We start from the raw sequence: 26,369 nt of genomic DNA, 5'->3' as shown, positions 1-26,369 counted from the left end.
CGGTTTCAAACATCTGTTCGAACCGCGTGTCGCGACACGCCGGTCGAACGAACTTTCGAACGGTGCTGGAAATCTTCGAACACCTGATCTAATCTCGTACACATGTTCGATCGAACGCCTGATCGAACACCTTCCGTCGGACCCCCTCGATACAACTGGGGCCGTCCACTTCCCCCGGAGGTCAATCCCATGAGCACCATCACCCTTGCGCCGCGTGTCGCCCCGGCTCGCGCCACCACGCGTCCCGCCACCCGCCCCGCCACCCGTCCGGCCACCCGTCCGGCCGCCCGCGGCCAGGTCCGGCTGACCCGACGCGGCCGCGCGGTCGTCTTCCTGCTTGCCCTGACCGCCGTCGTCCTCGCGGCGATCTGGCTGGCCGCCGGCTCGGCCGCAACCCGCCAGGACGGCGGCGCGCCGCAGGTCCAGCTCGTGACCGTCGGCCCCGGCGACACCCTGTGGGACATCGCCAGCGACGCCGCCGCGACCTCGGGCGACGACGTGCGCGACATGATGGAGACCATCCAGCAGCTCAACACGCTCGACGGCAGCATGGTCTACGTCGGCCAGGAGCTGCGCGTGCCGACGCACTAGTCGCACCACCAGACTTCTTCGCTGCCTCGACCCCAGCGGAGATGGGGCCTGTATTGGCCTGGGGAATGAGAAGGGCGGGATCCGACCGAACCGGATCCCGCCCTTCGCGCGTGCGTGAGTCGCGCGCTCAGCGAGCCGCGCGCTTGCCGCCCTTGGGCGTGGCGGGGTCGCGCTTGGGGCGCGGCTCGTGGTGGTGCGAGCTCATGCCGAGGGCGCGCGAGAGGCGGATGGCCAGCATGAAGGTGAGGAACAGGCAGAGCATGGCGCCCAGCGAGGCCACGGCCATGAACGCCCACGCGCTCGCCTTGCCGTCGTGGCGCGCGGTCGCGCCGAAGTCGATGGCGGCGACCACGAGGTACCCCCAGGCCACGATCGAGACGGTGCCGCCGGCGGCGATCAGCAACAGGGCGGGACGGAACTTCGCCTTCGCCCGATCGCCAGCCCGCTTGCCACCCGTCACGGCGGTCATTGTTGCTGATGGGTGGGTGGAATGCTCAGCCAACGCGCCCTCCACCGCTTCCGGGAGGTCCCGGCGGGCCGTCGGGCGGCCGCGAAACGCCGGTCCGGAAGTCCTCGTCCGGAGGCCTTTGTGGGCGGTGACCTGCGCAAACGTCGTCCGGGTCGACCCGCTCGCGAACTCGCGGCGACCCGCGCTTGCATCGCTGGTGGCCGAGGCGTACGGTTACCACTACATCTAGTAGTTACAACGATGTAGTTCTCCACATCTAGTCCACAGGGCGACCCATCGTCACCCACAGGACCGGAGCGGAAACGCACAGTTCGCCCCACCTTTTTCCACAGGCGGGGGAGTTGTCCACAGCTCGTAGCCTCGGGAGGAGGGGGACCCATGCACTGTCCGTATTGCAAGCACCACGACACCAAGGTCCTCGACTCCCGCGTCTCCGACGACGGCTGCTCGATCCGGCGCCGCCGGGTCTGCCAGTCGCCGAGCTGTGAGAAGCGGTTCACGACCGTCGAGGCCATGCAGCTGACCGTGCTCAAGCGCTCCGGCGCGACCGAGCCGTTCACCCGCCAGAAGGCCGTCGCCGGCGTCCGCAAGGCCTGCAAGGGTCGCCCGGTGGACGAGGACGACCTGGCCCGGCTGGGCCAGGAGGTCGAGGACCAGCTCCGGCTGGCCGGCAGTCCGGAGATCGCGGCCCACGAGGTGGGCCTGGCGATCCTCCCGCCGCTGCGTCGTCTCGACGAGGTCGCCTATCTCCGCTTCGCCTCCGTCTACCGCGGCTTCGACTCGGCCGCCGACTTCGAGAACGAGATCTCCCTGATGCGGGCCGAGCGCCAGCTGCAGTCCGAGGGAGCCCGGCCCGTCGCGACGGGCTGACCACAGACGCCCGGCAGGTAGTGGGGAAGCTGCCTGCCGGGCCACCCCCTCCCCTTTCCCGTTCGCACGTCCCGTTGTCCGCAGGAGCCCGCCGCTCCTGCCGCATTGCCGACGCCCCCGCTTGACACCCGCACCGCACGCCGACAGAGGAGACCAGGAGAGCCATGACCGAGACGGCCCGCAGCCAGACGCCCAGTGAGACGGCCCGCTACGCCAAGAACGGACTCAAGATCCAGCGGATCTTCAGCACCGAGGGCGTGCACCCGTACGACGAGATCACCTGGGAGCGGCGCGACGTCGTCCAGACCAACTGGAAGACCGGCGAGACCGTCTTCGAGCAGCTCGGGGTCGAGTTCCCCGACTTCTGGTCGCTCAACGCCTCCACGATCGTCACCACCAAGTACTTCCGCGGCGCCGTCGGCACGCCCGAGCGGGAGCGCGGCCTCAAGCAGCTCATCGACCGGGTCGTGTCGACGTACGTCAAGGCGGGGCGGGAGCACGGCTACTTCGCGAGCGCGGCGGACGCGGAGGTCTTCGAGCACGAGCTGACCTGGCTGCTGGCCAACCAGTACTTCTCCTTCAACTCCCCGGTCTGGTTCAACGTCGGCACGACCGCTCCCCAGCAGGTCTCGGCCTGCTTCATCCTCTCGGTCGACGACTCGATGGACTCGATCCTCAACTGGTACAAGGAGGAGGGCTTCATCTTCAAGGGCGGCTCCGGCGCCGGCCTGAACCTTTCCCGGATCCGCTCCTCCAAGGAGCTCCTCAGCAGCGGCGGCACCGCGTCCGGCCCGGTCTCCTTCATGCGCGGCGCCGACGCCTCGGCCGGCACCATCAAGTCGGGCGGCGCCACGCGCCGTGCGGCCAAGATGGTCGTGCTCGACGTCGACCACCCCGACATCGAGGAGTTCGTCGAGACCAAGTGGCGCGAGGAGGACAAGATCCGCGCCCTGCGCGACGCCGGCTACGACATGGACCTCGGCGGCAAGGACATCACCTCGGTCCAGTACCAGAACGCCAACAACTCGGTGCGCGTCAACGACGAGTTCATGCGTGCGGTCGAGAACGGTGGCGAGTTCGGCCTGCGCTCGCGGATGACCGGCGAGGTCATCGAGACCGTCGACGCGCGCAGCCTGTTCCGCAAGATCAGCGAGGCCGCCTGGGCCTGCGCCGACCCGGGCCTGCAGTACGACGACACGATCAACGACTGGCACACCAACCCCGAGACCGGCCGGATCACCGCGTCCAACCCGTGCTCGGAGTACATGTCGCTCGACAACTCCTCGTGCAACCTGGCCTCGCTCAACCTGCTCAAGTTCCTGCGCGAGGACGACACCTTCGACGCGGCGCTGTTCGCCCAGGCCGTCGAGCTGATCATCACCGCGATGGACATCTCGATCTGCTTCGCGGACTTCCCGACCGAGCCGATCGGCGAGACCACCCGCAACTACCGCCAGCTCGGCATCGGCTACGCCAACCTCGGCGCGCTGCTCATGGCGATGGGCCTCGGCTACGACTCCGAGGGCGGTCGCGCGATGGCGGCCACCGTCACCTCGCTGATGACCGGTACGTCGTACCGCCGCTCGGCCGAGCTCGCCGCGATCGTCGGCCCCTACAACGGCTACGCCCGCAACGCCGAGGCCCACCAGCGCGTGATGCGCAAGCACCAGGCCGCCAACGACGACGTGCGCACCCTGCACATCGCCGACGCCGAGGTCCACAAGCTGGCCACCGAGGAGTGGGCCAAGGTCGTCGAGCTCGGCAAGTCCAACGGCTTCCGCAACGCGCAGGCCTCGGTCCTCGCGCCCACCGGCACCATCGGCTTCATGATGGACTGCGACACCACCGGCATCGAGCCCGACTTCTCCCTGGTGAAGTTCAAGAAGCTCGTCGGCGGCGGCTCGCTGCAGATCGTCAACCAGACCATCCCGCGGGCGCTGAAGAAGCTCGGCTACGACGAGGAGAAGATCGAGGCGATCGTCGCCTACATCGGCGAGCACGGCCACGTCGTCGACGCCCCCGGCCTCAAGCCGGAGCACTACGAGGTCTTCGACACCGCCATGGGCGAGCGCGCGCTCAAGCCCATGGGCCACGTCCTGATGATGGCCGCCTGCCAGCCGTTCCTCTCGGGCGCCATCTCGAAGACGGTCAACCTGCCCGAGTCGGCCTCCATCGAGGACATCGAGCAGATCTACCTGGAGTCGTGGAAGCTCGGCCTCAAGGCCACCGCGATCTACCGCGACAACTGCAAGGTCGGCCAGCCCTTGGCCGACGGTGGCGGCAAGGCCAAGAAGGACGCCGCCGAGGCTGCCGAGGCCGACGCCAAGGTCGTGGAGAAGGTCGTCGAGAAGGTCGTCTACGCCCCGACCCGCAAGCGCCTCCCGAAGTCGCGCCAGGCCCGGACCACCTCCTTCACCGTCGCCGGCGCCGAGGGCTACATGACCTCGGGCGCCCACGACGACAACAGCCTCGGTGAGATCTTCCTCAAGCTCGGCAAGCAGGGCTCGACGCTCGCCGGCGTGATGGACGCCTTCTCGATCGCCGTCTCGATCGGCCTGCAGTACGGCGTCCCGCTCGAGACCTACGTCTCGAAGTTCACCAACCTGCGCTTCGAGCCCGCCGGCCTCACCGACGACCCCGACGTCCGCATGGCCCAGTCGATCATGGACTACGTCTTCCGCCGCCTGGCGCTGGACTACCTGTCCTTCGACGAGCGCTCCGCCCTCGGCATCTACTCCGCCGACGAGCGCCAGCGCCACCTCGAGACCGGCTCCTACGAGCCCGTCGAGGAGACCGGCAACGCCTCCGAGCTCGTCGAGACCGCCCCCGCCGCCAGGGGTGCCTCGGTCGTCGAGGCCGAGGTCGTCGAGGTCGAGGACCCCCTCGCCGGCGCCCCCGAGGTCAAGGTCGCCAAGACCACCGCCGAGCTCCTCGAGCAGATCACCGGCCACGCCGTCGACTCGCCGCTGTGCATGACGTGCGGCACGAAGATGCGTCCGGCTGGCTCCTGCTACGTGTGTGAGGGCTGCGGCAGCACCTCCGGCTGCAGCTGACGGCGAACGCCGGGTGAGCCTTCGGCTCCTCGGTTGACCTGCAGAAGGGCCCTCCCCGTCGGGGAGGGCCCTTCTGCGTGCAGTGCGCGCGTGGCAGAGTGCGGCGCATGGACACCTCCACGGACGGCGCCGTCGGGTCGGAGTCCGGTCTGTCAGACGACGCGTTCGCTCCCCGATGGGCGGACGACGACCGGCCGCGCATCCCGCGTGTGGCCGGAGAGCGCGAGGCGCTCGCGGCCTACCTGGACTACTACCGGGCGACGGTGGAGATGAAGTGTCGCGGCCTGGCGGCCGATCAGGCGCGGGCGAGGTCCATGCCGCCGTCGACGCTCTCGCTCCACGGTCTGGTCCGCCACCTCGCGGGATGCGAACGGTGGTGGTTCCAGCAGAACTTCGAGCGACGCGACGTACCGTTCCTGTTCTTCGCCGACGACAATCCCGACCTCGACTTCGACCTGCCCGCCGACGCTGACTTCGTCGCCGACCTGGCGACCTGGCGAGCCGAGTGCGCCGTCTCCCGCGAGATCGTCGCCGCTCACGATCTCGACGAGACCGCCCGACCGCTGGACTGGTACGAAGATGTCGATCTGCGCTGGGTGGTGCTCCGCATGATCACCGAGTACGCCCAGCACTGCGGACACGCCGACCTGCTCCGCGAGGGGATCGACGGGAGGACGGGCGTCTAGCGTCAGTGCGCGACCGTGATCCCGCGGGCGGCGAACGCGTCCTCGATGACCGCCGCGGCGTCGGCACCGTCGCGGGTCAGCGCCTTGTCGTAGATCGCCGTCGCCGCCGCGTCGAAGGACGTGTCGGGGGCGAAGTCGAACTGGGCGTCGATGACGGTGGTGTCGAATTCGCGCGAGGTCAGGCCGAGCGCCTCGTAGCCCGAGCGGGCGTCCCACAGCGCGCCGCTCCAGATCTGGCCGTCGAAGTGCACCTCGCCCTCGCGGTCGGCGACGGTCAGGTCGGTGTCGAGGCGGCGCAGGCAGTGCACCGGCCCGGCGGTGTACGACGTCGAGTCCCAGTCCATCACGCACGCCTCGGGCGCCGCCACCGGCCAGCCGTACTGCTGCGCGGCGTCCAGGCCGACCGACACGGCGAGGTAGTCGCCCCACGCCTCGCCGATCGAGCCGGCGTCGAGCGACGCGCCGTAGCCGGGCACCTGCGAGGCGTGCACGGCGTGGCCGTACTCGTGCACGATCACCTCGGCGTCCTCGGCGTCGTCCACTCCGCCCTTGCCCAGGCGGATCCGGTACGGCTTGTCGGTCTGGTAGCTGTTGTCGCCGCCGTACTGGTCGATCTTCACGCTGAACGACTGCTTGACGACCGGGCGCAGCGTGGAGCCGAAGCCGAGCGACTGGATGTACTCCTGTGCCTGGTTCACCCAGAAGTACGCCATCACCTGCTCGAACTGGTCGTCCTTGCGGTTGTAGTCGAAGACGCCGTTGGCCGAGTACGCCGGCGTACCGGTCGCCGACTCGACGGTGACCCACCGGCCGCGCAGGTAGCCGGAGCCGTCCAGGTTGCGCAGCGGGACGCTCGCGTACTCGCTCGTCGGGACGGCCGTGGCCGAGTCCTTGGCGTCGACGAGCGACTCGTCGCCGCTGGACTGCACCGGGTTGACCTTGAAGACCAGTCCGCTGCCGGTGGTGACGCCGGGGGCGGGCTTCGCACCGGCCGGCGCGGCGATGGCTGCGAACGGAAGGACGACGGCGAGAGCGGCGATGGCCGGGCGAAGTTTCACGTTCGGGACACTAATGCCGGAGGAAGCACGTGTGAAGAGGCTTGACCTCGATTCGAACAAGTGTTCTAATAGGGGTAGGTCGGAGCAATACTCCTCGTGTGGCTGATGGTTCCGTCCCGGCTCGCTTCTGTGGCGGGTCGCCTCCCTCACAGGTGCCTGCCCACGAGACGTGAGGACCCGTTGTCACGATGCCGGGTCCGCGCGCCCGGGGAGGTTTCTCGGATGTCTGTCGCCACGCTTGCTCCGCCACACCCGGTGGTGGCTTGTGCCGCGCGGGTGGGCGCTGCGTTGGCAGAGGTCGCGGACGTGCAGCCGGTGTTCATGTCGGTCGCGGAGAAGGAGGCCGCGCTGGTCGAGCTGGCCCGGGCGGAGGCCGGGCTCGCCGAGCTGAAGGCGCGGATCCTGGCCGCCGGCGACGACATCGCCGCCGAGCATGGTGCGCGGGACGTGGCGGCGTGGCTTGCGCATGCGACGCAGGCCGATCCTCGTGCTGCGCGGGCGGAGCTGCATCTCGCGATGGCGTTGGAGCGGCGCGCGGTGGTGGCCAGAGGGATGCGGTCCGGGGCGGTGTCGTCGGCCCAGGCGCGGGTGATCGTGGAGGCGGTCGAGGAGCTGCCGGCTGAGCTCGGACCGGTGCTGGCGGCGCAGGCCGAGCAGACGCTGGTCGGCTACGCCGCACACCATCCACCACGGGAGCTGAAGCGGCTGGGGCGGCGGATCTTGGAGGTCGTGGCGCCGGAGGTCGCGGAGGCCGAGGAGGGGCGGCGGCTGGAGGACGAGGAGCGGCGGGCGCGGGAGAGGGCGTCGTTGCGGTTCCGCGACCTGGAGGAGGGGCGGACCCGGATCACGGGAGTGCTGCCGACCTCGGTGGCGGAGCGGTTGAAGCACTACCTGCAGGCGTTCACCTCGCCACGCCGGCGTGGGAGCGACGCGGCGCGCGAGGAGAGGGTGCCGCAGCACCGGGCCTACGCGCAGGCGTTCGCGGCGTTGCTGGAGCTGTTGGACCCGGAGCGCCTGCCGGAGCACGGTGGGGATGCGACCACGGTGATGGTCACGATGTCGCTCGACCAGCTGCTGAGCGACCTCGCTGCGGCGGGGGTGATCGCGGGCGACGGGGAGGAGGTGATCTCGGCGAGCGAGGCACGGCGGTTGGCGTGCCAGGCGCAGATCATCCCGGCCGTGCTGGGCGGGAAGGGGGAGGTGCTCGACCTCGGACGGCGGATGCGGTTGTTCTCGAAGGCGCAGCGGCGTGCGTTGCGTCTTCGGGACAGGCGCTGCCGGGCGGAGGGGTGCACGATCCCGGCGGCGTGGACCGAGGCGCATCACTGGAAGCCATGGTCAGCAGGCGGGCCCACCGACCTGGCGAACGCCGTCAGCCTCTGCAGTCATCACCACCATCGCATCCACGACCGCACCTACCGTCCCGAGTTGCTGACCAACGGCGACGTCCGCTTCGCCCGGCGGACGTGAGCGGTCGTGGCCGACCTGTCTCCGCCCGGGCGCTGGAGCAGGACTACGACATCTCGCCCAGGGGACGGATCCCTGCGGAGATCCGCACTGCCTGGGCTGCCACCAGGTCGACGGCAGGTACGTCGGCCGGAGCCCAGGCGAGCCCGTCGAGCTGATCGGCAGGCAGCCACCGGATCGCCGCGTGCTCGCTCGGCACGGGCGTGCCGGACACCAGCCGGCACCAGTACGTCGACAGGACGACGACGACCGAAGCCCCGACGTGCCGCGTGGTGGTGACCGGGGCGCCGACCTCGACGACGCAGCCGAGCTCCTCGTGGATCTCCCGCGCCAACGCATCGGCCGGGGACTCGCCCGGCTCGACCTTGCCGCCGGGGAACTCCCACATTCCGCCCGCGTCGCCGCCGGGGCCGCGCTGGGCACACAGGACGAGGGCGTCGTGCACGATGACGGCGCCGACGACCTCGATCTCCACGCGCCGATGGTCGCAGGTCGGTGGTAGCAATGGGCGCATGGTCTCCCTGAAGTACGCGGTGGTGGAGCGTGAGCGGCGGTTCTTGGTGGCTGCGGTGCCGGACGGCGTACGCGAGGTGTGGGAGATCGAGGACCGGTACGTCGACGGGGCGCGCCTTCGGCTGCGGGAGGTGCGCAAGCCGGACGGGTCGGTGCAGCGCAAGCTCGGGCACAAGGTCCGCCTGCACGACGACCCGAGCGAGGTGGCGTGCACGTCGCTCTACCTCGACGACGCCGAGTGGGCGCTCCTGGCCGAGCTTCCCGCGCGCACCTTGCGCAAGCGGAGGCACCACGTCCATCGCGACGGGCTGCACGTCGTCGTCGACGAGCTCGAGGACGGCACGTTGCTGGCCGAGATCGACGACGGCGACACGACACCGCAGCCACCACCGGCATGGCTCGACGTCGTCGCGGAGGTCAGCGGCGACGAGGCCTGGACCGGGGCCGCGCTGGCCGGGAAGCACGCATGAGCGCGCAGCACCGCGCCGATGTCGTACGACGCGCGCGGGCCCTCCTCGACCGGACGATCGTCGGCCACGGGGTCACCGTGCGGATCACCGAGGTGGAGGCGTACGGCGGCCGCGAGGACCCGGCGTCGCACGCGTTCACGCGCACGCCGCGCTCGGAGATCATGTACGGACCGGCGTACCGGCTCTATGTCTACCGCTCCTACGGGATCCATCTCTGCGCGAACGTCGTGACGGGGCCGACCGAGATCGGGGCGGCGGTGCTGCTGCGGGCCGGTGAGGTGGTCGAGGGGCACGAGCTGGCGCGGTTCCGGCGCGGGGAGACGCCGCCCGAGCGTGACCACAACCTCGCGCGCGGGCCGGGCAACCTCGCGCAGGCCCTCGGCATCACGCTCGACGACCTGGGCACCGACCTGTTGGCCGAGCGCGGTGAGAACGACACGAGCGTGCACCTCGGCCCCGAGACGCGCACCCGCAAGCCGACGAGCTCCGGCCCGCGGGTCGGCGTCTCCAAGGCCGCCGACGTCCCCTGGCGGTTCTGGCTGGCCGGCGACCCGACCGTGTCGGCGTACAAGCGGAGCCCGAGGGCTCCGGCCGACGGTGAGGGAGCACTACGCTCGCGCCGTGACCAGTGAGCACCCGACGTACGAGAACGTCACCCTCGACCCGCAGGCCAACGTCTACTTCGACGGCGCCTGCGTCAGCCACACCTTCTTCCTCGCCGACGGCACCCGGAAGTCCGCCGGTGTGATCTTCCCGGCCAGCCTGAACTTCGGCACCGCCGCGCCCGAGGTCATGGAGCTCAACGCCGGGCGGTGCCGGATCCGGCTGGCCGGCGCGCAGGAGTGGCAGGAGTACGGCGCGGGCGAGTCGTTCAGCGTGCCGGGCGACTCGTCGTTCGACATCGAGGTCACCGAGACGCTCGGGTACGTCTGCCACTACGGCTGATCGGGGAGCATGCAACCCGGGGACGTCCACCGCACGTGTAGGGAGCATGAGACCGAAGGCCCGCGACGCCGAGTTCGAGGATTTCGTACGACGCCGCCGCTCGCACCTGCTCGGCACCGCCGTGGTGCTCACCGCCGGTGACCACCACCTCGCCGAGGACCTGGTCCAGGGTGTGCTGGTGCGGCTGTACCTCGCCTGGGGACGCGCCACCCGCCGTGGCGGCGTCGACGCGTACGCCCGCCGGGCGCTCGTCAACGCCTTCATCGACCACCGCCGCCGTCCGTCGGTGGCCCGGGAGACGGTGACCGACGCGGTCCCGGACCGGGCCGCCGCGACGTCGTACCTGGCCGCGGAGCCGGTCGACGCCGAGCTGCTCGCGGCGCTGAGGGCGCTGCCCGAGCGGATGCGGGCTGCGGTCGTGCTGCGACATGTCGCCGACCTCAGCGTCGAGGACGCCGCGGACGCGCTCGGGTGCAGCCCGGGCACGGTCAAGAGCCAGACGGCTCGCGGTCTCGCCAAGCTGCGGGAGCTCCTCCCGCAGGCCGCACCGATCCCGGCCGCCCCCTACGAAGGAGACCCGTCATGACCGACCTCCCCGAGCTCCCCGACCTCACCGCCCGGCTGCACCGCCTCGGCGGCGACGGCCCCGCCCCCACCGACGAGACCATCCGCCGCGACCTGGCCCGCGGTCGTGGCGCTTCGCGGCGCCGTGCGTTCCGCGCCGGCACCGCTGGCCTGACCCTGGTCGCCGTCGCCGGCATCGGCACGGCGATCGCGGTCAACGCCGAGCGCACCCCGCCCACGTCCCCCTCGATCGCGGCACCGAGCAGCCCGAGCAGCCCGAGTGACGTGAGCGAGCCGGGTGGCGTCCAGCTGGTCGCCTACACCGGCGAGCAGCAGCCCGGCTTCGTCGTCGCCAAGGTCCCGGCCGGCTTCGTGCTGGAGGGTGCGACGCCGTTCAACCTGAACGTCGCCCGCGCCGACGACCACAGCGGCCTCGACGTGTTCGAGGACAAGCTCGTCGTGATGCTCGAGTCGCAGTCGGTCACCGGCAAGCCCGAGGGCGCCCCGGTGAAGGTCGGCGACCTCGACGGCTGGATGCGCACCGTCGAGGACGGCACCCAGGTCCTGACGTACGACGACGGCGAGCACCGCGTCGTCGTCCAGGCGTGGAAGTCGCTGGGACTCAGCGACCAGCAGGTCATCGAGTTCGCGGAGGGCGTCACCGTCACCGCCGAGGCGCAGGCGGGCGTCGGCTGATCGCCAGGCCTTGACGTGGATAGTGTTTGTCCGAGTAATCTCGGACAAACACTATCCACGTTTGGAGGCATGCCATGAGGATCGTCATCTTCGGAGCCGGGCTGATCGGTGGTCAGCTGCGGGACCGGCTGCAGGAGCAGGGTCACGACGTCGTCGCGCTCGGCCGCGAGGCCGGCATCGACACCACCACGGGCGAGGGCGTCGCGGCGGCCGTCGCCGGCGCCGATGTCGTCGTCGACCTGACCAACTCGCCGTCGTGGGCCGACGACGACGTGCTCGCGTTCTTCCGCGACTCGACCCGCCACCTGGTCGAGGCCGGCGCCGAGGCGGGTGTCGGGCACCACGTCATCTTGTCCATCGTCGGCGCCGACCGGCTCACCGACGCCGGCTACATGCGGGCCAAGCTCGCCCAGGAGCAGGGCGTCGTCGACGGTGCGGTGCCGTTCACGATCGTGCGCTCCACGCAGTTCTTCGAGTTCGTGCCCGGCATCGCCGACGCCGGGACCGACGGCGACACCGTGCGCGCCACGCCCGCCCACCTGCAGCCGATCGCCTCAGCCGACGTCGTGCGGCACCTGGCCGAGGTCGTGACCGCGCCGCCGGTCAAGGGCACCGTCGAGCTCGCCGGTCCCGAGCCGCTGGGCATCGACGAGCTGGTCCGGCGGTGGTTCGCGGCGACCGGCGATCGTCGTACCGTCGTCCCGGACCCGAGGGCCGGCTACTTCGGCGCGATCCTCGACGACGCCGCGCTGACGCCGACGCCCGGCGCGGGCGCCTGGCTCGCACCCACGACGTACGACGAGTGGCTGGCCGCACGCGGCTGAGGTCGGGAGCCGGCGCCGACACTAGGGTGGGCGCGTGAAGCTGTCGGCCGGTGTGGAGTGGGCGATCCACTGCTGCGTGGTGCTGAGCCTGGCCGACCGGCCGCTGCCCGGAGCCCGGCTCGCCGAGCTGCACGGGGTGTCGAAGACCTACCTGGCCAAGCACCTCCAGGCGCTCGCGCGGGCCGGGATCGTCCAGCCGAGCGAGGGGCGCGACGGCGGGTACGCACTGACCCGCGATCCGGCCGGCATCACCGTGCTCGACGTGGTGCGCGCCATCGACGGCCCGGAGCCCGCCTTCCGCTGCACCGAGATCCGCCAGCAGGGCGAGCTCGCGGCGCCGCCGGAGCAGTGCCGGCAGATGTGCGGGGTCGCCCAGGTGATGGCCGAGGCGGAGCAGGCCTGGCGCGCCTCGCTGTCCGGCCGGACGATCGCCGACCTCGCCTCGACGGTCGACGGCGCCACGGTCCGCGCGACGATCTGAGGGCGGGGCGACGGCTCGCGCCACTCACGGACGGATGGCGCGCTCCTCGCTGGCGTGCCCGGGCTCGAGACCCGCGGCGTCGGAGACCCGCAGCGGACGGAAGGATCCGTCGGTCCAGCTGTCCAGGACGAGCGAGGTGAGGCACACGTGGTCGCTGCCGTCGTCGAGCAGGGTGATCCGTTCGACGAGCATCCGGTTCGGGCAGGAGCGGAGGAGTGGGATGTCGTCGTGGAGGTCGACCTCGAGGCCGGCGAACTTGTCGACGTCCTCGCCGCTGCGGGTCCCGAACCGCTCGGCGAGGGCCAGGTCGTCGCTCGTGAGGAAGTGCACGCCGAACCGGTGGGCGCGCAGCGCGACCCGGTAGGTGTGGTTCGCCTTCGAGAGCCACACGCAGTAGTGCTCCGGCGTGATGCTGGACTGACTGTGGAAGCCGACCAGGCAGCCGGCCCGGTGGTTCTGCGCCGAGGTGGTGACCACCACCAGCGCCGGGTCGGCCGATGCCATCAGCAGGCTGAAGGGGTCCTCACTCATGGTGGCCTCCGGCGCGCTCGTAGCGCAGGAACAGCGCGTCGTCCTCGACCATGGCGTGTCCGAGTCGGAACCGACGCAGCTCGGCGCCGGGCGGGTTGACGCAGACCGGTAGCGGGTCACCGCCGATCACCGGTGACACCGACAGCAGCAGCTCGTCGAGGCGGTCGGCCGCGACCATCTCTCCGAGCCACTGCGGGCCGCCCTCGCAGAGCACCACCCGGTGCCCGAGTGCGGCCAGCGCGCGCAGGGCGCAGGCAGGGTCGACCCGCTCCTCGCCGGCGACCACGACGCTCGCCACCTGCCCGGCCGCCGCCACCCGCTCGGGATCGGCGGCGGAGCAGGTGATGACGTAGGTGCGGGAGTCGGCCTCGGCGAACACGCGAGCGTCCCAGTCCAGGTCGAGGGACCGGCTGACCACCGCGACCGGAGGGACCGGCTGCTGCCCGAGGAGGACCCGGGCCGCCTGGGCCTCCTCGGCCAGCCGGACCGGGCCGTAGCCCTCGCGGCGTACCGTCTGCGCCCCGACCAGGACCACGTCGGCGATCTGGCGCATCCGGCGGAACAGGACCTGGTCCGCGTCGGTCGACATCGCGCCCACCCGCCCCGCCCGCGCCGCGGTGCCGTCGAGGCCGGCCACCATGTGGCCGGTCACCCAGCACTCGTGGCGGGGGCGGGACCGGTCGACCGCGAGGTACGGCGTCAGGGGGTCGTCGGTCTCGGGGCCGCTCTCGAGGATGCGCACCCTGTGACGGTAGCCGTCAGGCCGCGCCCGCGAGCTCGGCGTCGACCTCGGTGACCGGCTCGTCGGCCAGGGAACGACGGCCGGAACGCCGCTCGAGCACCAGTCCGCCGACCGCGACGAGCGCGCCCGCGGCACTGACCGCGGTGGCGAACACCAGGCCCGGCCGGAACCCGTCGAGCACCGCGGCCGGCGACGTCGTACCGCTCGCGTTGGAGGCGATGATCGCGGTCGTGACGGCGAGGACGATGGCCGCGCCGACCTGCATCGAGGTCTGCAGCACGCCGGCGGCCAGGCCCTGCTCGTCGTCGTCGATCCCGCTCGTGGCCAAGATGTTGATGGCCGGGAAGCCGACCCAGCCGATGCCGATCAGGATCAGCGTGGGCAGCAGCATGCCGAGGTACGACGGCGTGGTGTCGAGACCGAGCGTGAAGAGCAGGTAGCCCACCGCCATCACGGTCATGGTCACCGCGATGATCGGCCCGGTGCCGAACCGGTCGACGAGCTTGTCGGAGAAGACCGCCGACAGGGTGACCATCAGGCCGATCGGCAGCAGGGCGAGCGCCAGCCGCAGAGGCGACCAGCCGAGGCCGTCCTGCAGGAACAGCGTGACGATGAACTGCCAGCTGAAGTACGAGCCGCCGACCGCGACGATCGCCAGGCTGGCGCGGACCAGGGTGGCCTTGCGCAGGATGCCGAGCCGCACCAGCGGGTGGGCGATCCGGCGCTCGATCGTCAGGAAGGCGGCGAACAGGGCGGCCACCCCGATGAACGAGAGCACGGTGCGGGCCGAGCCCCAGCCGACCTCGGGTGCGGAGACCACGGTGTAGACGAGCAGCAGCATCGCGGCGCCGGAGGTCAGGGCGCCGAGCAGGTCGTGCCCGCCCTCCTCGACCGGCTCGTCGCGGGGCACCAGCACCCAGGCGGCGGCCAGCGCGAGCAGCGCGATCGGCACGGGCAGCAGGAAGGTCCAGCGCCAGCCGACGCCGGTCATCAGGCCACCGAAGAGCAGGCCGGAGGAGTAGCCGCCGGCGCCGAAGACGGTGTAGATCGACAGCGCCTTGTTGCGGGCGGGGCCCTCGGCGAAGTTCGTCGTGATGATGGACAGGCCGGTCGGGGCCGTGAACGCGGCGGCCAGGCCCTTGATGAACCGGGTCGCGATGAGCAGCGGGCCGGAGCTGACGAGCCCGCCGAGCAGGGACGCCGCGGCGAAGACCGCCAGCGCGATCAGGAAGACCCGGCGCCGGCCGAGCAGGTCGGCGGTGCGGCCACCGACGAGCAGCAGGCCGCCGTACCCGAGGACGTAGCCGCTGATCAGCCACTGCAGCGACGAGGTCGACAGGTCGAGCTCGGCGCCGATGGAGGGCAGGGCCACGCCGATCATGGAGACGTCGAGGCCGTCGAGGAACAGGACCACGCACAGGGTCATGAGCAGGCCCCAGGTACGCCGGGTCCAGCGGATCGCGCCGGTCGCGGGTGAGTTGAGGGAGGGGGACGTCGAGGACATGGGGATCACACTTCCATGCACGTGCATTCAATGCAAGCGCAAATAATGCGTTTGCATGAAGTTCATCCGATGGCTAGGATGCAGGCGTGCCGAAGGCCCCTGTCGCGAGTCCGCTGGTCGCCGAGTGGCGCCAGCTGCTGGACCGCCACGCGGCGGTGAGCTGTGCGCTCGAGAAGGCGCTGCAGGACCAGCACGGCATCGGTCTGAGCGAGTTCGAGACCCTCGACCGGGTCGTCGACGCCAATTGCGGCAAGTACCGCATGGCCGATCTCGCCGGCGACATCCACCTCAGCCAGAGCGCCCTCTCGCGCGCGATCACCCGCCTCGAGAAGGACGGTCTCGTCGAGCGCTCGGCCTGCGAGCAGGACCGGCGCAGCGTCTTCGTCTGCCTCACCGACGCCGGCCGGAGGCTCTACGACGAGGCGCTGCCCACGCACCGCGCGGTGCTCGAGGGCAGCTGGGACTGCTAGTCCAGCCCGCTCAGGTCGTCCGGTACGTCGACCGCGTGCTCGCGCAGCGCCTCGATCGGGATCAGGCGCAGCGCCCGGGCGTTCGTCGAGGCGAGCACGACGGGGGCGGCGACCCCGTCGGCGTACGCCTGGAGCCAGCGCCCCGCCACCACGCACCACCGGTCGCCGGGGTGCAGGCCGGGGAAGTGCCACTCGGGCCGCGGCGTCGAGAGGTCGTTGCCGACCGCCTGCTGGTGGGCCAGGAACTCCTCGGTCATCACCGCGCACACGGCGTGCACGCCGACGTCCTGTGGGCCGCACGAGCAGGTCCCGTCGCGGTAGAAGCCGGTCATCGGGTCGGTGCCGCAGGGCTGGAGCGCCTCGCCCAGCACGTTGCGCTCGGGCAGTCCGCCGGGCTCGCTCACGTGGTCAATCCTCGCCCCGCGCCAGCCGGTGTGTCGACCGGGTGCGGTTGGCCGCGGTGTTGGTGACCAGGATGACGAGCAGGCCCAGGCCGGCGTAGATGCCGAGGACCACGAAGGCCGGGACCGTCGATGCGTCGGGGAAGTACATCGCGTCACGGGCGAGTGTCGCGCCGGCGCCCGGCGGGAGCAGCTGGCCGATGGCGTTGCCGGCGCGCGGCAGCATCTCGGGCGCGATCGAGGAGCCGGAGATGATCAGGCCGAGCGTGAAGTAGAGGCCGCCGACCAGCGAGCCGGCCGGACCGAAGAGCGCCACGAAGGCAGCGGTCGAGGCGGTCACGGCCAGCGAGATGAGGGCCAGGCCGCCGAACAGGGTGAGGTGGTGGGCGTCCTTGCCGACCCCGAACAGCGACATGGCGATCAGTGCGACGCCCGCCGAGGCGAGCGCGTAGACGACGAGCAGGGCCGCGTGCCCCAGGCCGCGCGCGGTCGAGCGCTGGGTCAGCCCGCGCAGCCGGCCGAGCGCGAGGGACGCGATCGAGCCGCCGAGGCACAGAGCCTGGATGACGAAGCCGAGGGAGCTGCCGGCGCTGTCCGCCTTCGGCAGCGGTACGACGTCGGTCACCGGCGGCGCCGAGGCGAGCAGCGCGACGGTCTCGGCCGGCACCGGCCGGCCGGCGGCGACGAGCTGGTCCACCTGCGTCTGGACCTGGTCCTGGTGGGCCTTCGAGAACGAGGACCTGAACAGGTTGGCCACCGACGGCGAGGCGGCCGTGGCGACGTACAGCGTCGGCTGCTGGCCGGCGAACGCGACGCCGCCGTACGCCCTGCGCTCGCGGATCGCCTGCTGCAGGCCGGCCGCGTCGTCGTACTCCTCGACCTTGAAGTCGCCGCCCTCCTCGAGCGCGGTGGTGAGCTGGGCGCGCTGCTGGGCGGTCCCGACGATGCCGACCGGCAGGTCGTCGGGCGCGGGGGAGTGCGCCATGGCGAGGTAGTAGACGCCGAGCACGAGCTGGATCAGCGCGCCGACGACGGCGATCGCGAGGCCCAGCTTCGACAGCTTGCGGAGTCCGACCGGAGCAGGTGCGTCGCTCATGGTCAGAGCATCGCGGAATTCCCTAGCCGCAGTTGTCGCACACGCCCGTGGCGGGCAGTGCCATGAAACACGTGGGGCACACGGCGATCACCGGCTCGGGCCTGGCCGGCTTGGCGGGCGCCTTCGGCTTGCTCGCGCGCGGGGCGCGGGCGGCCTTCTCGGTCGCGGCCGGGACCCGGCTCTCGCGGACCGCCGGCACCGGCGGCGCCTCGACGACGGGCGGGATCCAGCCCGGGGGCGGCGGCTCGGTGATGCCGAACCGGCCGAGCACCTCCCGCGCCGCCTCGGTGGGCTGGTGCTTGGGGCGGGTGACGATGTCGAACGGCGACGACGCGCCCTCGAGGAAGGTCTGCGCGTCGGGGCGCAGGGTGGCCGGCGGGCGGCGGTGCCGCCAGCGCTGCGGGGTCGCGCCCTTCTGGGTGATGGTCACCAGCTCGGGGCGGTCCCAGGCGACCAGGGCCCAGTCGTCGTGGTGGCTGGTCGCCCACACGGCGAGCGGGACGTCGCCCGCGTCGGCCGCAGCGCGCAGCGCGATCCGCTCGGGGTTCGAGAACCGGCCCTTGACGTGGAGGACGCCGGGCAACGGCTCGGAGACGTCGTACTCCTCGCCCTGCAGGTGGGTGATCAGCTTCGCGAGGTCAGGCGTGGTCTCCATCGCCTCCGAGGATAGTCGAGGACGCCGGGTCCGACACGACCGCGTCGGTCGCCTCCGAGATGATCGTCTCCATCGCTGCCCGGGCCGCGACGGCGTCGCCGGCCCGGACCGCCCGGGCGACCTCGACATGCAGGTCGATCGCCTCGTCCTTGGGCTTGGCCGGCATCAGGTGGTGGTGGGTGCGACCGGCGAGAACCTCGGCGACCACCTCGTCGAGCGCGGCCAGCATCTCGTTGCCGGAGGCCTCCAGTAGCACCCGGTGGAAGACGATGTCGGCGGCCAGGAACGCCTCGAGGTCACCGGCGCGCCCGTGCACCACCATGTCGCCGACCGCGGTGGTCAGCGCGCCGCACTGCTCCGGCGTGGCACGTACGGCGGCCAGCGCGGCCGCGACCGGCTCGAACCCGCTGCGCAGCTCGCCCAACGAACGCAGTTGCGCGGCCCGGTCCTCGGAGTCGAGGCGCCAGCGGATCAGCCGGGGGTCGAAGACCTGCCAGCCGGTGCGCGGCTGCACGGTCAGCCCGACCCGGCGGCGCGAGGCGACCATGCCCATCGAGGCCAGCACCCGGACCGCCTCGCGCGACACCGAGCGGCTCACGTCGTACTCGGTGTCGATGTCGTCGAGCGTCAGCACCGTGCCCGGGGCCAGGTCGCCGCTGACGATGCGGCGGCCGAGGGCGTCGAGGACGTCGTCGTGCAGCGCGGCCACGGGCTCACCTCCAGAAAAGATCAGATTTATTTTGGGACGGATCTTGTTAAAAGCAGATTAATCGCTGCACACTGTGACGGCCAGCACATCACCGGGAGGTTCCCATGAGCAGCACCCGCACCGACGGTAGGCCGACCGCACTCCTCGTCGTCATGGGGGTCTCCGGCTCGGGCAAGTCGACCGTGGGCGCGGCCATCGCGCAACGGCTCGGCGTCCCGTTCGGCGACGCCGACGACTTCCACCCGCCCGCCAACATCGCCAAGATGACCGCCGGCGTCCCGCTCGACGACGACGACCGGATCCCGTGGCTCGAGGCCATCGGCCGGTGGCTCGACGAGCACGACGACCGGGGCGGCGTGATCAGCTGCTCGGCACTCAAGGTGGCCTACCGCGACCGGCTGCGCGCCCACGCGCCGCGGGTCACCTTCGTCCACCTGCACGGCACCCGCGAGGTCATCGCGCGGCGCCAGGCCAGTCGTCCTGGCCACTTCATGCCGGCCTCGTTGCTGGACTCGCAGTTCGACACGCTCGAGCCGCTGGGTCCCGACGAGGCCGGCCTCGTCATCGACGTCGACCAGTCGGTCGACGCCATCGTCCACGAGTACGTCGTCCGGTCCGGCCGGGCCGACGGCACCCCCGACAGCACGTCCGGCAGCACGCCCGACAGCACGCCAGACAGCACGTCAGACAGCAAGGCCTGAGGAGTCCCGCATGTCCGTCCCGCTCATCGCCGTCGCCGGCACCGACCTCGTCGAACCGGTCGCCTCCGAGGGCCGCCTGGTCCTCGCCGCCCTGCTCGGCATCGGCGTCATCGTCGTCCTCATCATCGCCGCGAAGGTGCACCCGTTCCTCGCCCTCACCGGCGGTGCGCTGACCGTCGGCGTGGTCGCCGGCGTCGACGTCGAGACCGCGATCGCCAGCTACACCACGGGATTCGGTGCGACGGCCGCCGGTGTCGGCATCCTGATCGCGCTCGGCGCGATGTTCGGGAAGCTGCTCGCCGACAGCGGCGGCGCCGACCAGATCGTCGACACGATCATCGGCCGCTCCTCGCCGCGCGCACTGCCGTGGGCGATGGCCGTGGTCGGCGCGATCATCGGCCTGCCGATGTTCTTCGAGATCGGCCTGGTGCTGCTGATGCCGGTCATCTATCTCGTCGCGCGCCGCTCCGGGCAGTCCCTGGTCACCATCGGCATCCCGGCGCTCGCCGGCCTGTCCGCCATGCACGGACTGGTGCCGCCGCACCCCGGCCCGCTCACCGCCATCGACTACCTGCACGCCGACCTCGGCACCACTCTCGCCCTCGGTGTCGCGGTCGCGATCCCGACGGTGATCATCGCCGGGCCGGTCTTCGGCCTCGTCGGCCGCTACGTCGACGTACCGGTCCCGCACCGCTTCGAGGGCAAGGCCGACGAGGAGTACGCCACCCGGCCGTCCTTCGCCATCACGATCGCCTCGGTGCTGCTGCCCGTCGTGCTGATGATGGGCAAGGCGCTGGCGGACATCTTCATCGACGACGCGACCGACCCGCTGCGCCGCACCCTCGACGTGCTGGGCACCCCGCTCATCGCGCTGGGCATCGCCGTGGTCGTCGCGATGTTCACCCTCGGCGGCCGGATGGGCCGCGACGGCGTCTCGAAGTCGCTCGAGTCCTCGCTGCCCGGCGTGGCCGGCATCCTGCTCATCGTCGCCGCCGGCGGCGGCTTCAAGCAGTCCCTGGTCGACACCGGCATCGGCACGATCGTCGCCGAGCGGGTCGCCGACTCCAACATCTCCGTGCTCGTGCTCGCCTGGTTCGTCGCGGTCCTGATCCGCCTCGCCACCGGTTCCGCCACCGTCGCCACGGTCACCGCGTCCGGCCTGCTCGCGCCGCTGACCGCCCAGCTCTCCAACGGCGAGGTGTCGCTGATGGTGCTCGCGATCGGCGCCGGCTCGGTGTTCTTCTCCCACGTCAACGACGCCGGGTTCTGGCTGGTCAAGGAGTACTTCGGGATGAGCGTCGGGCAGACCCTCAAGACCTGGTCGGCCATGGAGACGCTGCTCTCGGTCTGCGGACTGGTGTTCGTGATGGCCCTCAACCTGGTGATCTGACCTGCTGGGTCAGCAGTAGCCGAGCATGTCCTCCAGCGCCGCCACCTCGCTCGGATCGACGGTGAGGGCCCACCGGGCCTTCACCGCGATCCAGCGCCGGGCGTAGGCGCACTGGAAGCCCTTGCGCGGGCGCCAGGCCGCCGGGTCGTCGGCACCCTTGGCCGCATTGGCCGGGCCGTCGACCGCGAGCAGCCCGTCGAGGTCGTTGGCGTACGCCGCCCGCCGCGCGTCGTCCCAACCGGCAGCCCCGGACACCCAGGCCTCGGCGAGCGGGACGACGTGGTCGATCTGGACCGCCTGCGCCTGGTGGAGGTCCTTGAGGTCGTCGAGGACCAGCGCCTTGCCGGTGTAGGGATCACGCCAGGTGCCGGCAAGCACGTCGTGGTCGCACCGGCCCTGCCGGGCGGTGCGCGTCGTCCCGGGCTCGGCGTCGCGGAGCAGCACGTCGTCGCGCTGGTTGCAGCCGTTGTGGTCGACGTCGGACCACGGGCTGCCGAAGGCGTCGCGGTGGTAGTCCTTCGGCGGGCGCGGCCGGTCGGTGACGGCCAGGGCGGCGAGGGCGAGTGCGGCGTCGGTCGGCACCGCGCTCGGCCCCGGGGCGCGGGACGCCGGTGTCGGCGCGGGGGCGGCGGTCGGCGTAGCGCAGGCAGCGAGCAGCAGGCCCGCCACCAGCACCCACCACCGCGTCACGGCGCCACCGTAGGGCCGAGGTCCGGCAGAAGTGGGTCGATCCACGAGGTCCGCACTGTCAGACTCGTGCTCGTGAACGCACCGGCCCCCGAGCCCGCCGCCTCGCCCGTCATCCTGCTGGTCTCCGGCGACCACCTCGACGTCCTGTCCGAGCAGTTCCACCGCTACGAGCGTGAGTACGACGTCCGCCCCGTCGCGAGCGCCGCCGCGGCGAACGCCGTGCTCAAGGAGGCCCGCCGCTCCGGGCAGCCGGTCGCGCTCATCGTCACCGAGTCGCAGCTGCCCGACGAGCAGATGCTGATGGCGATGCACGACTGGCGCGCGCTCGTGCCGACCGCGCGGCGCCTGGTCGTGATCCCGATCAGCAGGTTCGCCGAGGAGACCACGGCGCTGCGGCCCTACCTGCAGAAGGGCAAGTTCGACACCTACCTCGTGCTGCCCCAGGGCCGGCGCGACGAGGAGTTCCACTACGCGGTCACCGAGATGCTCAGCGACTGGGGCGCGACCGTCGCCACCTCCGAGGTCGACTCGGTCCGGATCATCACCCCCGAGGGACTCCCGCTGGCGCTGGCGATCCGCGACTTCCTCGACCGGCAGGGCATGCCGCACCGCAGCTACCTCCCCGACAGCCCGCAGGGACAGGAGGCGCTCGCGCGGCTCGAGGCGGCGCCGGCGTACCCGCTCGTGCACATGACCTCCGGCGTCTTCGCCGACCGCCCGGTGCTGATGCCGACCTCGACCCGCGAGCTCGGCGCGATGATCTACGGCCGTCCCTCCGACATCGAGGTCGACACGGTGGTCGACCTCGCCGTCGTCGGCGCCGGCCCGGCCGGTCTCGCCGCCGCGGTGTACGGCGCCTCCGAGGGGCTGTCGACCGTCGTGATCGAGTCCGAGGTGATCGGCGGCCAGGCCGGCACCAGCTCGATGATCCGCAACTACCTGGGCTTCCCGCGCGGGATCTCCGGGCAGCGCCTCGGCCAGCGGGCCCGGACCCAGGCGATCCGCTTCGGCGCCCGCTTCTTCACCGGCTGGCCGGTCCTCGACCTGGTGCCCGGCGTCGACGGCGAGCCGCACACACTGGTCACCGACGGCGGCGACGTCCGCGCCCGCTCGGTGCTGGTCGCGGCCGGCGTCGCCTACCGCCGCCTCGGCATCGCCCCGCTCGAGGAGCTCGTCGGTGCCGGCGTCAACTACGGCGCCGCGATGACCGCGGCCCGCGAGATGGAGGACCGCGACGTGTACGTCGTCGGCGGCGGCAACTCCGCCGGCCAGGCGGCCGTCCACCTCTCCCGGTTCGCGCGGTCGGTGACCATCCTGATCCGGCGCGAGGACCTGGCCGCGACGATGTCGAAGTACCTCATCGACGAGATCGCGTGGAACCCGCGCATCGACGTACGACCCTGCACTGAGATCATCGACGGTGGCGCCGACGACAGCGGTCAGCTCGGTTGGCTGCAGCTGTGCGATGTCCGCACCCGCGAGGAGGAGCGCGTCACCGCCGGCGGACTGTTCCTCCTCATCGGTGCCGCGCCCCACTGCGACTGGCTGCCGGCCGACGTGCAGCGCGACCAGCACGGCTTCGTGCTGACCGGCCGCGACGTCCCCACCGAGTGCTGGATCGACGGCCTGCCGCCCGAGAACCTCGGCACCTGCGTGCCCGGCATCTTCGCCGCCGGTGACATCCGCTCGGGCTCGATGAAGCGGGTCGCCTCGGCGAGCGGCGAGGGTGCGTCGGCGGTGTCGCTGGTGCACGGATACCTCGAGGGGCTGCGGGTACCGCCCGCGCCATGACCTCCGGAATCGACCTGGGCCGCCCCGCGTCGGGCGACGTCATCGACCTGATCAGCGACGACCACCGACGCTTCGAGCAGCTGCTCTCGCAGATGCGCCTCGGCACCGTCGACCGCGACGCCGTCCGGCGCGCCTTCGCCGACGTCCTCGTCGCGCACGGGGAGGCGGAGGAGGAGATCGTCTACCCGGTGCTGCGCAAGGCGGCCTCCGACGTCGACGTGCACGACGTCGAGCACGGCCGCGAGGAGCACGCAGAGGGCAACGACGCCCTCTTGGTGCTGCTCGAGCTCAGGGGCACCGACACCCAGGCCTTCTCCGACGCCGTCGAGGAGCTGAGCAACCTCGTCGCCCACCACATCGCCGAGGAGGAGCTGAGCATCCTCGAGCCGGCGCGAACCGAGGTCTCGACCAAGGTCCGCTGGGACCTCGGCAGCAAGTGGGCCCGGCGCCGCAACGCGCTGATCGACGAGGGCTGCGGCTCGGTCGAGAACGTACGGCGGGTCGTGGCCGCCGCCCAGCGCGAGGGCCTGCTGCAGGACGCCTGATTGCGTCAGGTCGCGGCGCGACCCACCGCCGTCGCGGTGACGAGCCCGCAGCCGAGGACCGCCCAGCCGATCGCCAGCGGCACCGCCAGCACGCCGGTCGCCGCCAGCACCACGCCGAGGAGCCCCACCCCGAGGCCGGTACGACGTGAACGGCTCGCCGCGCGCGCGGCGCTGCGCGTGAGGGCGAGCGCGGTCGCGACCCGCCCGACGTCGAGGTCGGCGAGCCGGATCCCGCGGGTGGAGTCGGCGGCGTCGGTCAGCAGCAGGTCGGCCTCCCGGTCCGCCGACGGTCCGGCGACCGCGACGACGTGCCCGGTCCGGCGCCGCTCGTCGACCAGCGCGCCGCGGGTGTCGGCCGGGCGGTCGGCGTACCACTGCGCGATGCCGCAGGCCTCGGCCAGGCCGCGGGTGTTGCGCTCGGAGTCCTCGGAGACCAGGACCGGCTCGACGCCGTCGGCGCGCAGCCGGGCGACGTCCTCGTGGGCGTGGGGGCGCACGTCGTCGGCGACGGTGATGTAGCCGATCGGGCGGGAGTCGACCTGCACGCCGAGGGTGACCCCGGCGTCGTCGCGGGCCGCCATGCCCAACCAGTCGGGGCGGCCCAGGCGGACCGGGTGCCGGTCGACGGAGCCGCTGATGCCGCGGCTGCCGTGCTGCTCGACCTGGCTGAGCTTGCCGCGCGAGGAGAGCCGGGCGATGGCCTGGCTCACCGGGTCCTCGGCGGCGTGGCCGAGGGCGCCGGCGAACCAGCGCAGGTTGCGCTCGTGGTCGGGCTCGACGGGGTCGACCGCCACGACCCGCAGCTGGCCGGTCGTGACCGTGCCCCAGCGGTCGAGGAGCACCGTGTCGACGCGCGGACCGACGGCCAGGGCCGTGCGGTCGTCGAGGAAGACGCCTGCCGCACGACCGCGCGCGCGGGCCACCCACCGGGCCACGGGTACGGCGTAGGCGAACACCGCCGGCAGCGCTGCGAGGAGCACGCAGGCGACCAGGGCTGGGGTCATCCGGTCTCCTCCTGCTCCCGGAACCGCCGGAAGTCGCTCTGGTCGCCGGCGACCCACAGCGGGACGCTGGCCTTGAGCAGCAAGGTCAGCTGGACGACGTAGTCGGGGTCGTGCAGCGAGTCGCCGAACAGCTCGTTGATCCGCTTCCAGCGGTAGCGCACCGTCTGCGGGTGGACGCCCAGGCGGGCCGCGATCGCGGGCGCGCTGTCGCGGGTCTCGAGCCAGACGAGCAGGGTCTCGGAGAGGATCTCGCGGGAGTTCTCGGTCTCGTTGAACAGCGGCTGCAGCAGCTCCTGGGCGAGCTGGCGACGCAGCACCGGCTCGGCGTGCAGCCAGATCTCGGTGCGGAACCGGACGCACTCGATGACCGGCCGCGCCGGGATCACCCGGGCCTCGACCAGGGACAGGGCGCGGGTCGCCCAGGTCCACGCGGCGCTCGCGTCGCCGCGGGGGACCGGCCAGCACACCGACGCCCGCGCCTGGGGTGCACTGCGGCGGATCGCGGCGACCACCTCCTCGGCGTCGGCGGTCGCGCACACCACGGGCTGGGGGGTGCGCCCGGTGCGGGTGAGCGCCTTCGGGCCGAGGGCATCGCCGCGCACGGCCTGGTCGCCGGCCTCGACGGCGATCACGGTGACCTGGTCGGGCAGCTCCCAGCCGGCGATCGCGGCCTGGGTCTCCACCTCGTCCTCGTCGGTGCCGGCGAGCAGCGCGGTCAGCAGCCGGGCGCGGGCCAGCCCGCTGTCGGTGCTGCGGGCCTGCGCGCCGGCCCGGTAGCCCACCGCGATCTGCTCGGTGAGCTGGCCGACGAACGTGGTGATCGCGTCGTTGATGGCGTTGAGGGCGCCGGCCGACAGCTCGTTCTCGGCGGCACTGACCCGCAGCTCGTCGGAGATCACCCCGACCGCGATGACCATGCCCTGGTCGATCGTGTCGAGGTCGCGCCCGCGCAGGGCGACCCGGTAGCCGACCTTGCGGAACATGTCCTCGACCGGCAGGTAGGACACCTCGCGGCCGAGCGACTCGTCGACGAAGACCCGCATCGCGTTGTGCACCGCGGTGAAGACGAGGTCGAGCAGGCGCGCGTCGGCGGGGTCCGCGAGGCCGGGTACGCCGGAGCGCACCTGCTCGGTCACCTGCTCGGCGACCTCGCGGACCCGCCCCTCCAGGCTGCTGATCATCCACTGGGCCGAGCCGGGCAGCGCGGCCCGCGGGGGCGCCGCCCTCATCGACTCCCGCCCTGCCTCATCGCCGGACTCCCGCTCCTTGCGGCTCACCAGCCCGCGGTCGTCGCCGACGCGCGACCCGAGTTGTTCGCGTGCATGTCGTGTCCCTCCCCACCGGCCCCACCGGTGTGTCGTGGAACATACCTCCGCCCGCCGGCGCACGGGGGAATTTGTCACCTGCGTGACAAGTCTCGGGCTGCTCTCGCCGGGGGCGTCGTACCGCTGGG

At 71.9% G+C, this 26,369-nt stretch carries 30 protein-coding genes; 17 read left to right on the top strand and 13 right to left on the bottom strand.

From position 1 onward, the window contains the following. Positions 1–189: 189 nt before the first annotated feature. The gene (locus tag QI633_RS21475; protein WP_282427018.1) at positions 190–591 is read left to right on the top strand and encodes a LysM peptidoglycan-binding domain-containing protein; all 402 of its coding nucleotides are present in this window, start codon (positions 190–192) and stop codon (positions 589–591) included. Positions 592–718: 127 nt separating this feature from the next. Here QI633_RS21475 and QI633_RS21470 read toward each other — a convergent pair whose 3' ends face one another. Next, positions 719–1,051, bottom strand: coding sequence for a hypothetical protein (locus tag QI633_RS21470; protein WP_282427017.1), 333 nt, complete (start codon positions 1,049–1,051; stop codon positions 719–721). Between the two features lie 387 nt (positions 1,052–1,438). On the opposite strand from QI633_RS21470, the gene nrdR reads away from it, so the two are divergent. From nrdR to QI633_RS21455, 3 genes are all read left to right on the top strand, one after another. Continuing rightward, positions 1,439–1,930 carry a transcriptional regulator NrdR gene (gene nrdR / locus QI633_RS21465; protein ID WP_141797504.1) on the top strand — a complete coding sequence of 164 codons (492 nt, stop codon included), beginning with the start codon at positions 1,439–1,441 and terminating at the stop codon, positions 1,928–1,930. A gap of 164 nt (positions 1,931–2,094) precedes the next feature. Then, on the top strand, positions 2,095–4,983 hold the full coding sequence (locus QI633_RS21460) for a vitamin B12-dependent ribonucleotide reductase (RefSeq protein ID WP_141797505.1): 2,889 nt from the start codon (positions 2,095–2,097) through the stop codon (positions 4,981–4,983). A gap of 107 nt (positions 4,984–5,090) precedes the next feature. Continuing rightward, on the top strand, positions 5,091–5,669 hold the full coding sequence (locus QI633_RS21455; RefSeq protein WP_141797506.1) for a DinB family protein: 579 nt from the start codon (positions 5,091–5,093) through the stop codon (positions 5,667–5,669). Positions 5,670–5,671: 2 nt separating this feature from the next. Here QI633_RS21455 and QI633_RS21450 read toward each other — a convergent pair whose 3' ends face one another. Beyond that, positions 5,672–6,727 (bottom strand): M36 family metallopeptidase, encoded by a 1,056-nt coding sequence (locus QI633_RS21450; protein WP_282427016.1) that lies wholly within the window; start codon positions 6,725–6,727, stop codon positions 5,672–5,674. A 222-nt stretch (positions 6,728–6,949) separates the two neighbouring features. On the opposite strand from QI633_RS21450, the gene QI633_RS21445 reads away from it, so the two are divergent. Beyond that, on the top strand, positions 6,950–8,197 hold the full coding sequence (locus QI633_RS21445) for an HNH endonuclease signature motif containing protein (RefSeq protein WP_282427015.1): 1,248 nt from the start codon (positions 6,950–6,952) through the stop codon (positions 8,195–8,197). Positions 8,198–8,240: 43 nt separating this feature from the next. On the opposite strand, the gene QI633_RS21440 is transcribed toward QI633_RS21445, so the two are convergent. Then, a complete protein-coding gene (locus tag QI633_RS21440) occupies positions 8,241–8,669 on the bottom strand; it encodes a (deoxy)nucleoside triphosphate pyrophosphohydrolase (RefSeq protein WP_282427014.1) in 429 nt (142 codons plus the stop codon). A gap of 37 nt (positions 8,670–8,706) precedes the next feature. Here QI633_RS21440 and QI633_RS21435 point away from each other — a divergent pair, with 37 nt between their 5' ends. The 7 genes from QI633_RS21435 to QI633_RS21405 all read left to right on the top strand — a co-directional run bounded on the left by QI633_RS21435 (position 8,707) and on the right by QI633_RS21405 (position 12,687). Next, positions 8,707–9,177 (top strand): hypothetical protein, encoded by a 471-nt coding sequence (locus QI633_RS21435; protein WP_282427013.1) that lies wholly within the window; start codon positions 8,707–8,709, stop codon positions 9,175–9,177. After that, the gene (locus QI633_RS21430) at positions 9,174–9,809 is read left to right on the top strand and encodes a DNA-3-methyladenine glycosylase (protein WP_282427012.1); all 636 of its coding nucleotides are present in this window, start codon (positions 9,174–9,176) and stop codon (positions 9,807–9,809) included. Before QI633_RS21435 ends, QI633_RS21430 begins: the two co-directional genes overlap by 4 nt. Then, positions 9,799–10,122 carry a pyrimidine/purine nucleoside phosphorylase gene (locus QI633_RS21425; protein WP_141797517.1) on the top strand — a complete coding sequence of 108 codons (324 nt, stop codon included), beginning with the start codon at positions 9,799–9,801 and terminating at the stop codon, positions 10,120–10,122. The genes QI633_RS21430 and QI633_RS21425 overlap by 11 nt, the downstream gene beginning before the upstream one ends. A gap of 46 nt (positions 10,123–10,168) precedes the next feature. Then, entirely contained in the window at positions 10,169–10,708 is a 540-nt protein-coding gene (locus QI633_RS21420) for a SigE family RNA polymerase sigma factor (RefSeq protein ID WP_282427011.1), read from the top strand. Next, positions 10,705–11,382 (top strand): hypothetical protein, encoded by a 678-nt coding sequence (locus tag QI633_RS21415; protein WP_282427010.1) that lies wholly within the window; start codon positions 10,705–10,707, stop codon positions 11,380–11,382. The genes QI633_RS21420 and QI633_RS21415 overlap by 4 nt, the downstream gene beginning before the upstream one ends. A 74-nt stretch (positions 11,383–11,456) precedes the next feature. Then, positions 11,457–12,206, top strand: a complete 750-nt coding sequence (locus QI633_RS21410) for an SDR family oxidoreductase (protein ID WP_282427009.1) — start codon at positions 11,457–11,459, stop codon at positions 12,204–12,206. 34 nt (positions 12,207–12,240) lie between these two features. Next, positions 12,241–12,687, top strand: coding sequence for an Rrf2 family transcriptional regulator (locus QI633_RS21405; RefSeq protein WP_282427008.1), 447 nt, complete (start codon positions 12,241–12,243; stop codon positions 12,685–12,687). A 24-nt stretch (positions 12,688–12,711) separates the two neighbouring features. On the opposite strand, the gene QI633_RS21400 is transcribed toward QI633_RS21405, so the two are convergent. From QI633_RS21400 to QI633_RS21390, 3 genes are read right to left on the bottom strand one after another with little or no spacing between them, the layout of a single operon-like run. Beyond that, entirely contained in the window at positions 12,712–13,218 is a 507-nt protein-coding gene (locus QI633_RS21400; protein WP_141797522.1) for a flavin reductase, read from the bottom strand. Then, positions 13,211–13,960 carry a pyrimidine reductase family protein gene (locus tag QI633_RS21395; protein ID WP_222117763.1) on the bottom strand — a complete coding sequence of 250 codons (750 nt, stop codon included), beginning with the start codon at positions 13,958–13,960 and terminating at the stop codon, positions 13,211–13,213. The genes QI633_RS21400 and QI633_RS21395 overlap by 8 nt, the downstream gene beginning before the upstream one ends. Positions 13,961–13,976: 16 nt before the next feature. Then, positions 13,977–15,464 (bottom strand): MFS transporter, encoded by a 1,488-nt coding sequence (locus QI633_RS21390; RefSeq protein WP_282427007.1) that lies wholly within the window; start codon positions 15,462–15,464, stop codon positions 13,977–13,979. An 86-nt stretch (positions 15,465–15,550) separates the two neighbouring features. Between QI633_RS21390 and QI633_RS21385 the strand changes: the two genes are divergently transcribed. Further along, complete coding sequence (locus QI633_RS21385; RefSeq protein WP_141797524.1) at positions 15,551–15,934, top strand: MarR family transcriptional regulator; 384 nt, start codon at positions 15,551–15,553, stop codon at positions 15,932–15,934. On the opposite strand, the gene QI633_RS21380 is transcribed toward QI633_RS21385, so the two are convergent. From QI633_RS21380 to QI633_RS21365, 4 genes are read right to left on the bottom strand one after another with little or no spacing between them, the layout of a single operon-like run. Then, entirely contained in the window at positions 15,931–16,338 is a 408-nt protein-coding gene (locus tag QI633_RS21380; RefSeq protein WP_260805804.1) for a DUF2237 domain-containing protein, read from the bottom strand. The two genes, QI633_RS21385 and QI633_RS21380, sit on opposite strands and share 4 nt — an antisense overlap. A 4-nt stretch (positions 16,339–16,342) precedes the next feature. Then, positions 16,343–17,431, bottom strand: coding sequence for an ABC transporter permease (locus QI633_RS21375; protein ID WP_141797525.1), 1,089 nt, complete (start codon positions 17,429–17,431; stop codon positions 16,343–16,345). Positions 17,432–17,453: 22 nt separating this feature from the next. Continuing rightward, the gene (locus tag QI633_RS21370) at positions 17,454–18,086 is read right to left on the bottom strand and encodes a hypothetical protein (protein WP_141797526.1); all 633 of its coding nucleotides are present in this window, start codon (positions 18,084–18,086) and stop codon (positions 17,454–17,456) included. Further along, on the bottom strand, positions 18,070–18,795 hold the full coding sequence (locus QI633_RS21365; protein WP_222117764.1) for an FCD domain-containing protein: 726 nt from the start codon (positions 18,793–18,795) through the stop codon (positions 18,070–18,072). The genes QI633_RS21370 and QI633_RS21365 overlap by 17 nt, the downstream gene beginning before the upstream one ends. A 104-nt stretch (positions 18,796–18,899) precedes the next feature. Here QI633_RS21365 and QI633_RS21360 point away from each other — a divergent pair, with 104 nt between their 5' ends. After that, positions 18,900–19,496, top strand: a complete 597-nt coding sequence (locus QI633_RS21360; RefSeq protein WP_349016700.1) for a gluconokinase — start codon at positions 18,900–18,902, stop codon at positions 19,494–19,496. Between the two features lie 10 nt (positions 19,497–19,506). Continuing rightward, positions 19,507–20,886, top strand: coding sequence for a gluconate:H+ symporter (locus tag QI633_RS21355; RefSeq protein ID WP_282427006.1), 1,380 nt, complete (start codon positions 19,507–19,509; stop codon positions 20,884–20,886). Between the two features lie 9 nt (positions 20,887–20,895). Here QI633_RS21355 and QI633_RS21350 read toward each other — a convergent pair whose 3' ends face one another. After that, positions 20,896–21,576: an HNH endonuclease family protein gene (locus tag QI633_RS21350; RefSeq protein ID WP_282427005.1), complete on the bottom strand. Its 681-nt coding sequence runs from the start codon at positions 21,574–21,576 to the stop codon at positions 20,896–20,898. A 72-nt stretch (positions 21,577–21,648) separates the two neighbouring features. Here QI633_RS21350 and QI633_RS21345 point away from each other — a divergent pair, with 72 nt between their 5' ends. Both QI633_RS21345 and QI633_RS21340 read left to right on the top strand, forming a co-directional pair. Continuing rightward, positions 21,649–23,367, top strand: a complete 1,719-nt coding sequence (locus QI633_RS21345; RefSeq protein WP_282427004.1) for an FAD-dependent oxidoreductase — start codon at positions 21,649–21,651, stop codon at positions 23,365–23,367. Beyond that, positions 23,364–23,912: a hemerythrin domain-containing protein gene (locus QI633_RS21340; RefSeq protein WP_282427003.1), complete on the top strand. Its 549-nt coding sequence runs from the start codon at positions 23,364–23,366 to the stop codon at positions 23,910–23,912. Before QI633_RS21345 ends, QI633_RS21340 begins: the two co-directional genes overlap by 4 nt. Positions 23,913–23,917: 5 nt before the next feature. Here QI633_RS21340 and QI633_RS21335 read toward each other — a convergent pair whose 3' ends face one another. Both QI633_RS21335 and QI633_RS21330 read right to left on the bottom strand, forming a co-directional pair. Continuing rightward, the gene (locus QI633_RS21335; RefSeq protein ID WP_282427002.1) at positions 23,918–24,916 is read right to left on the bottom strand and encodes an HAD family hydrolase; all 999 of its coding nucleotides are present in this window, start codon (positions 24,914–24,916) and stop codon (positions 23,918–23,920) included. Next, complete coding sequence (locus QI633_RS21330) at positions 24,913–26,193, bottom strand: helix-turn-helix domain-containing protein (RefSeq protein ID WP_282427001.1); 1,281 nt, start codon at positions 26,191–26,193, stop codon at positions 24,913–24,915. Before QI633_RS21330 ends, QI633_RS21335 begins: the two co-directional genes overlap by 4 nt. Positions 26,194–26,369 lie beyond the last annotated feature (176 nt).

It is taken from the genome of Nocardioides sp. QY071, assembly GCF_029961765.1.
Taxonomy (GTDB): domain Bacteria; phylum Actinomycetota; class Actinomycetes; order Propionibacteriales; family Nocardioidaceae; genus Nocardioides.
The sequence above is the reverse complement of the archived record's forward strand: the minus strand, read 5'-3'. Positions and strand labels throughout refer to the sequence as shown.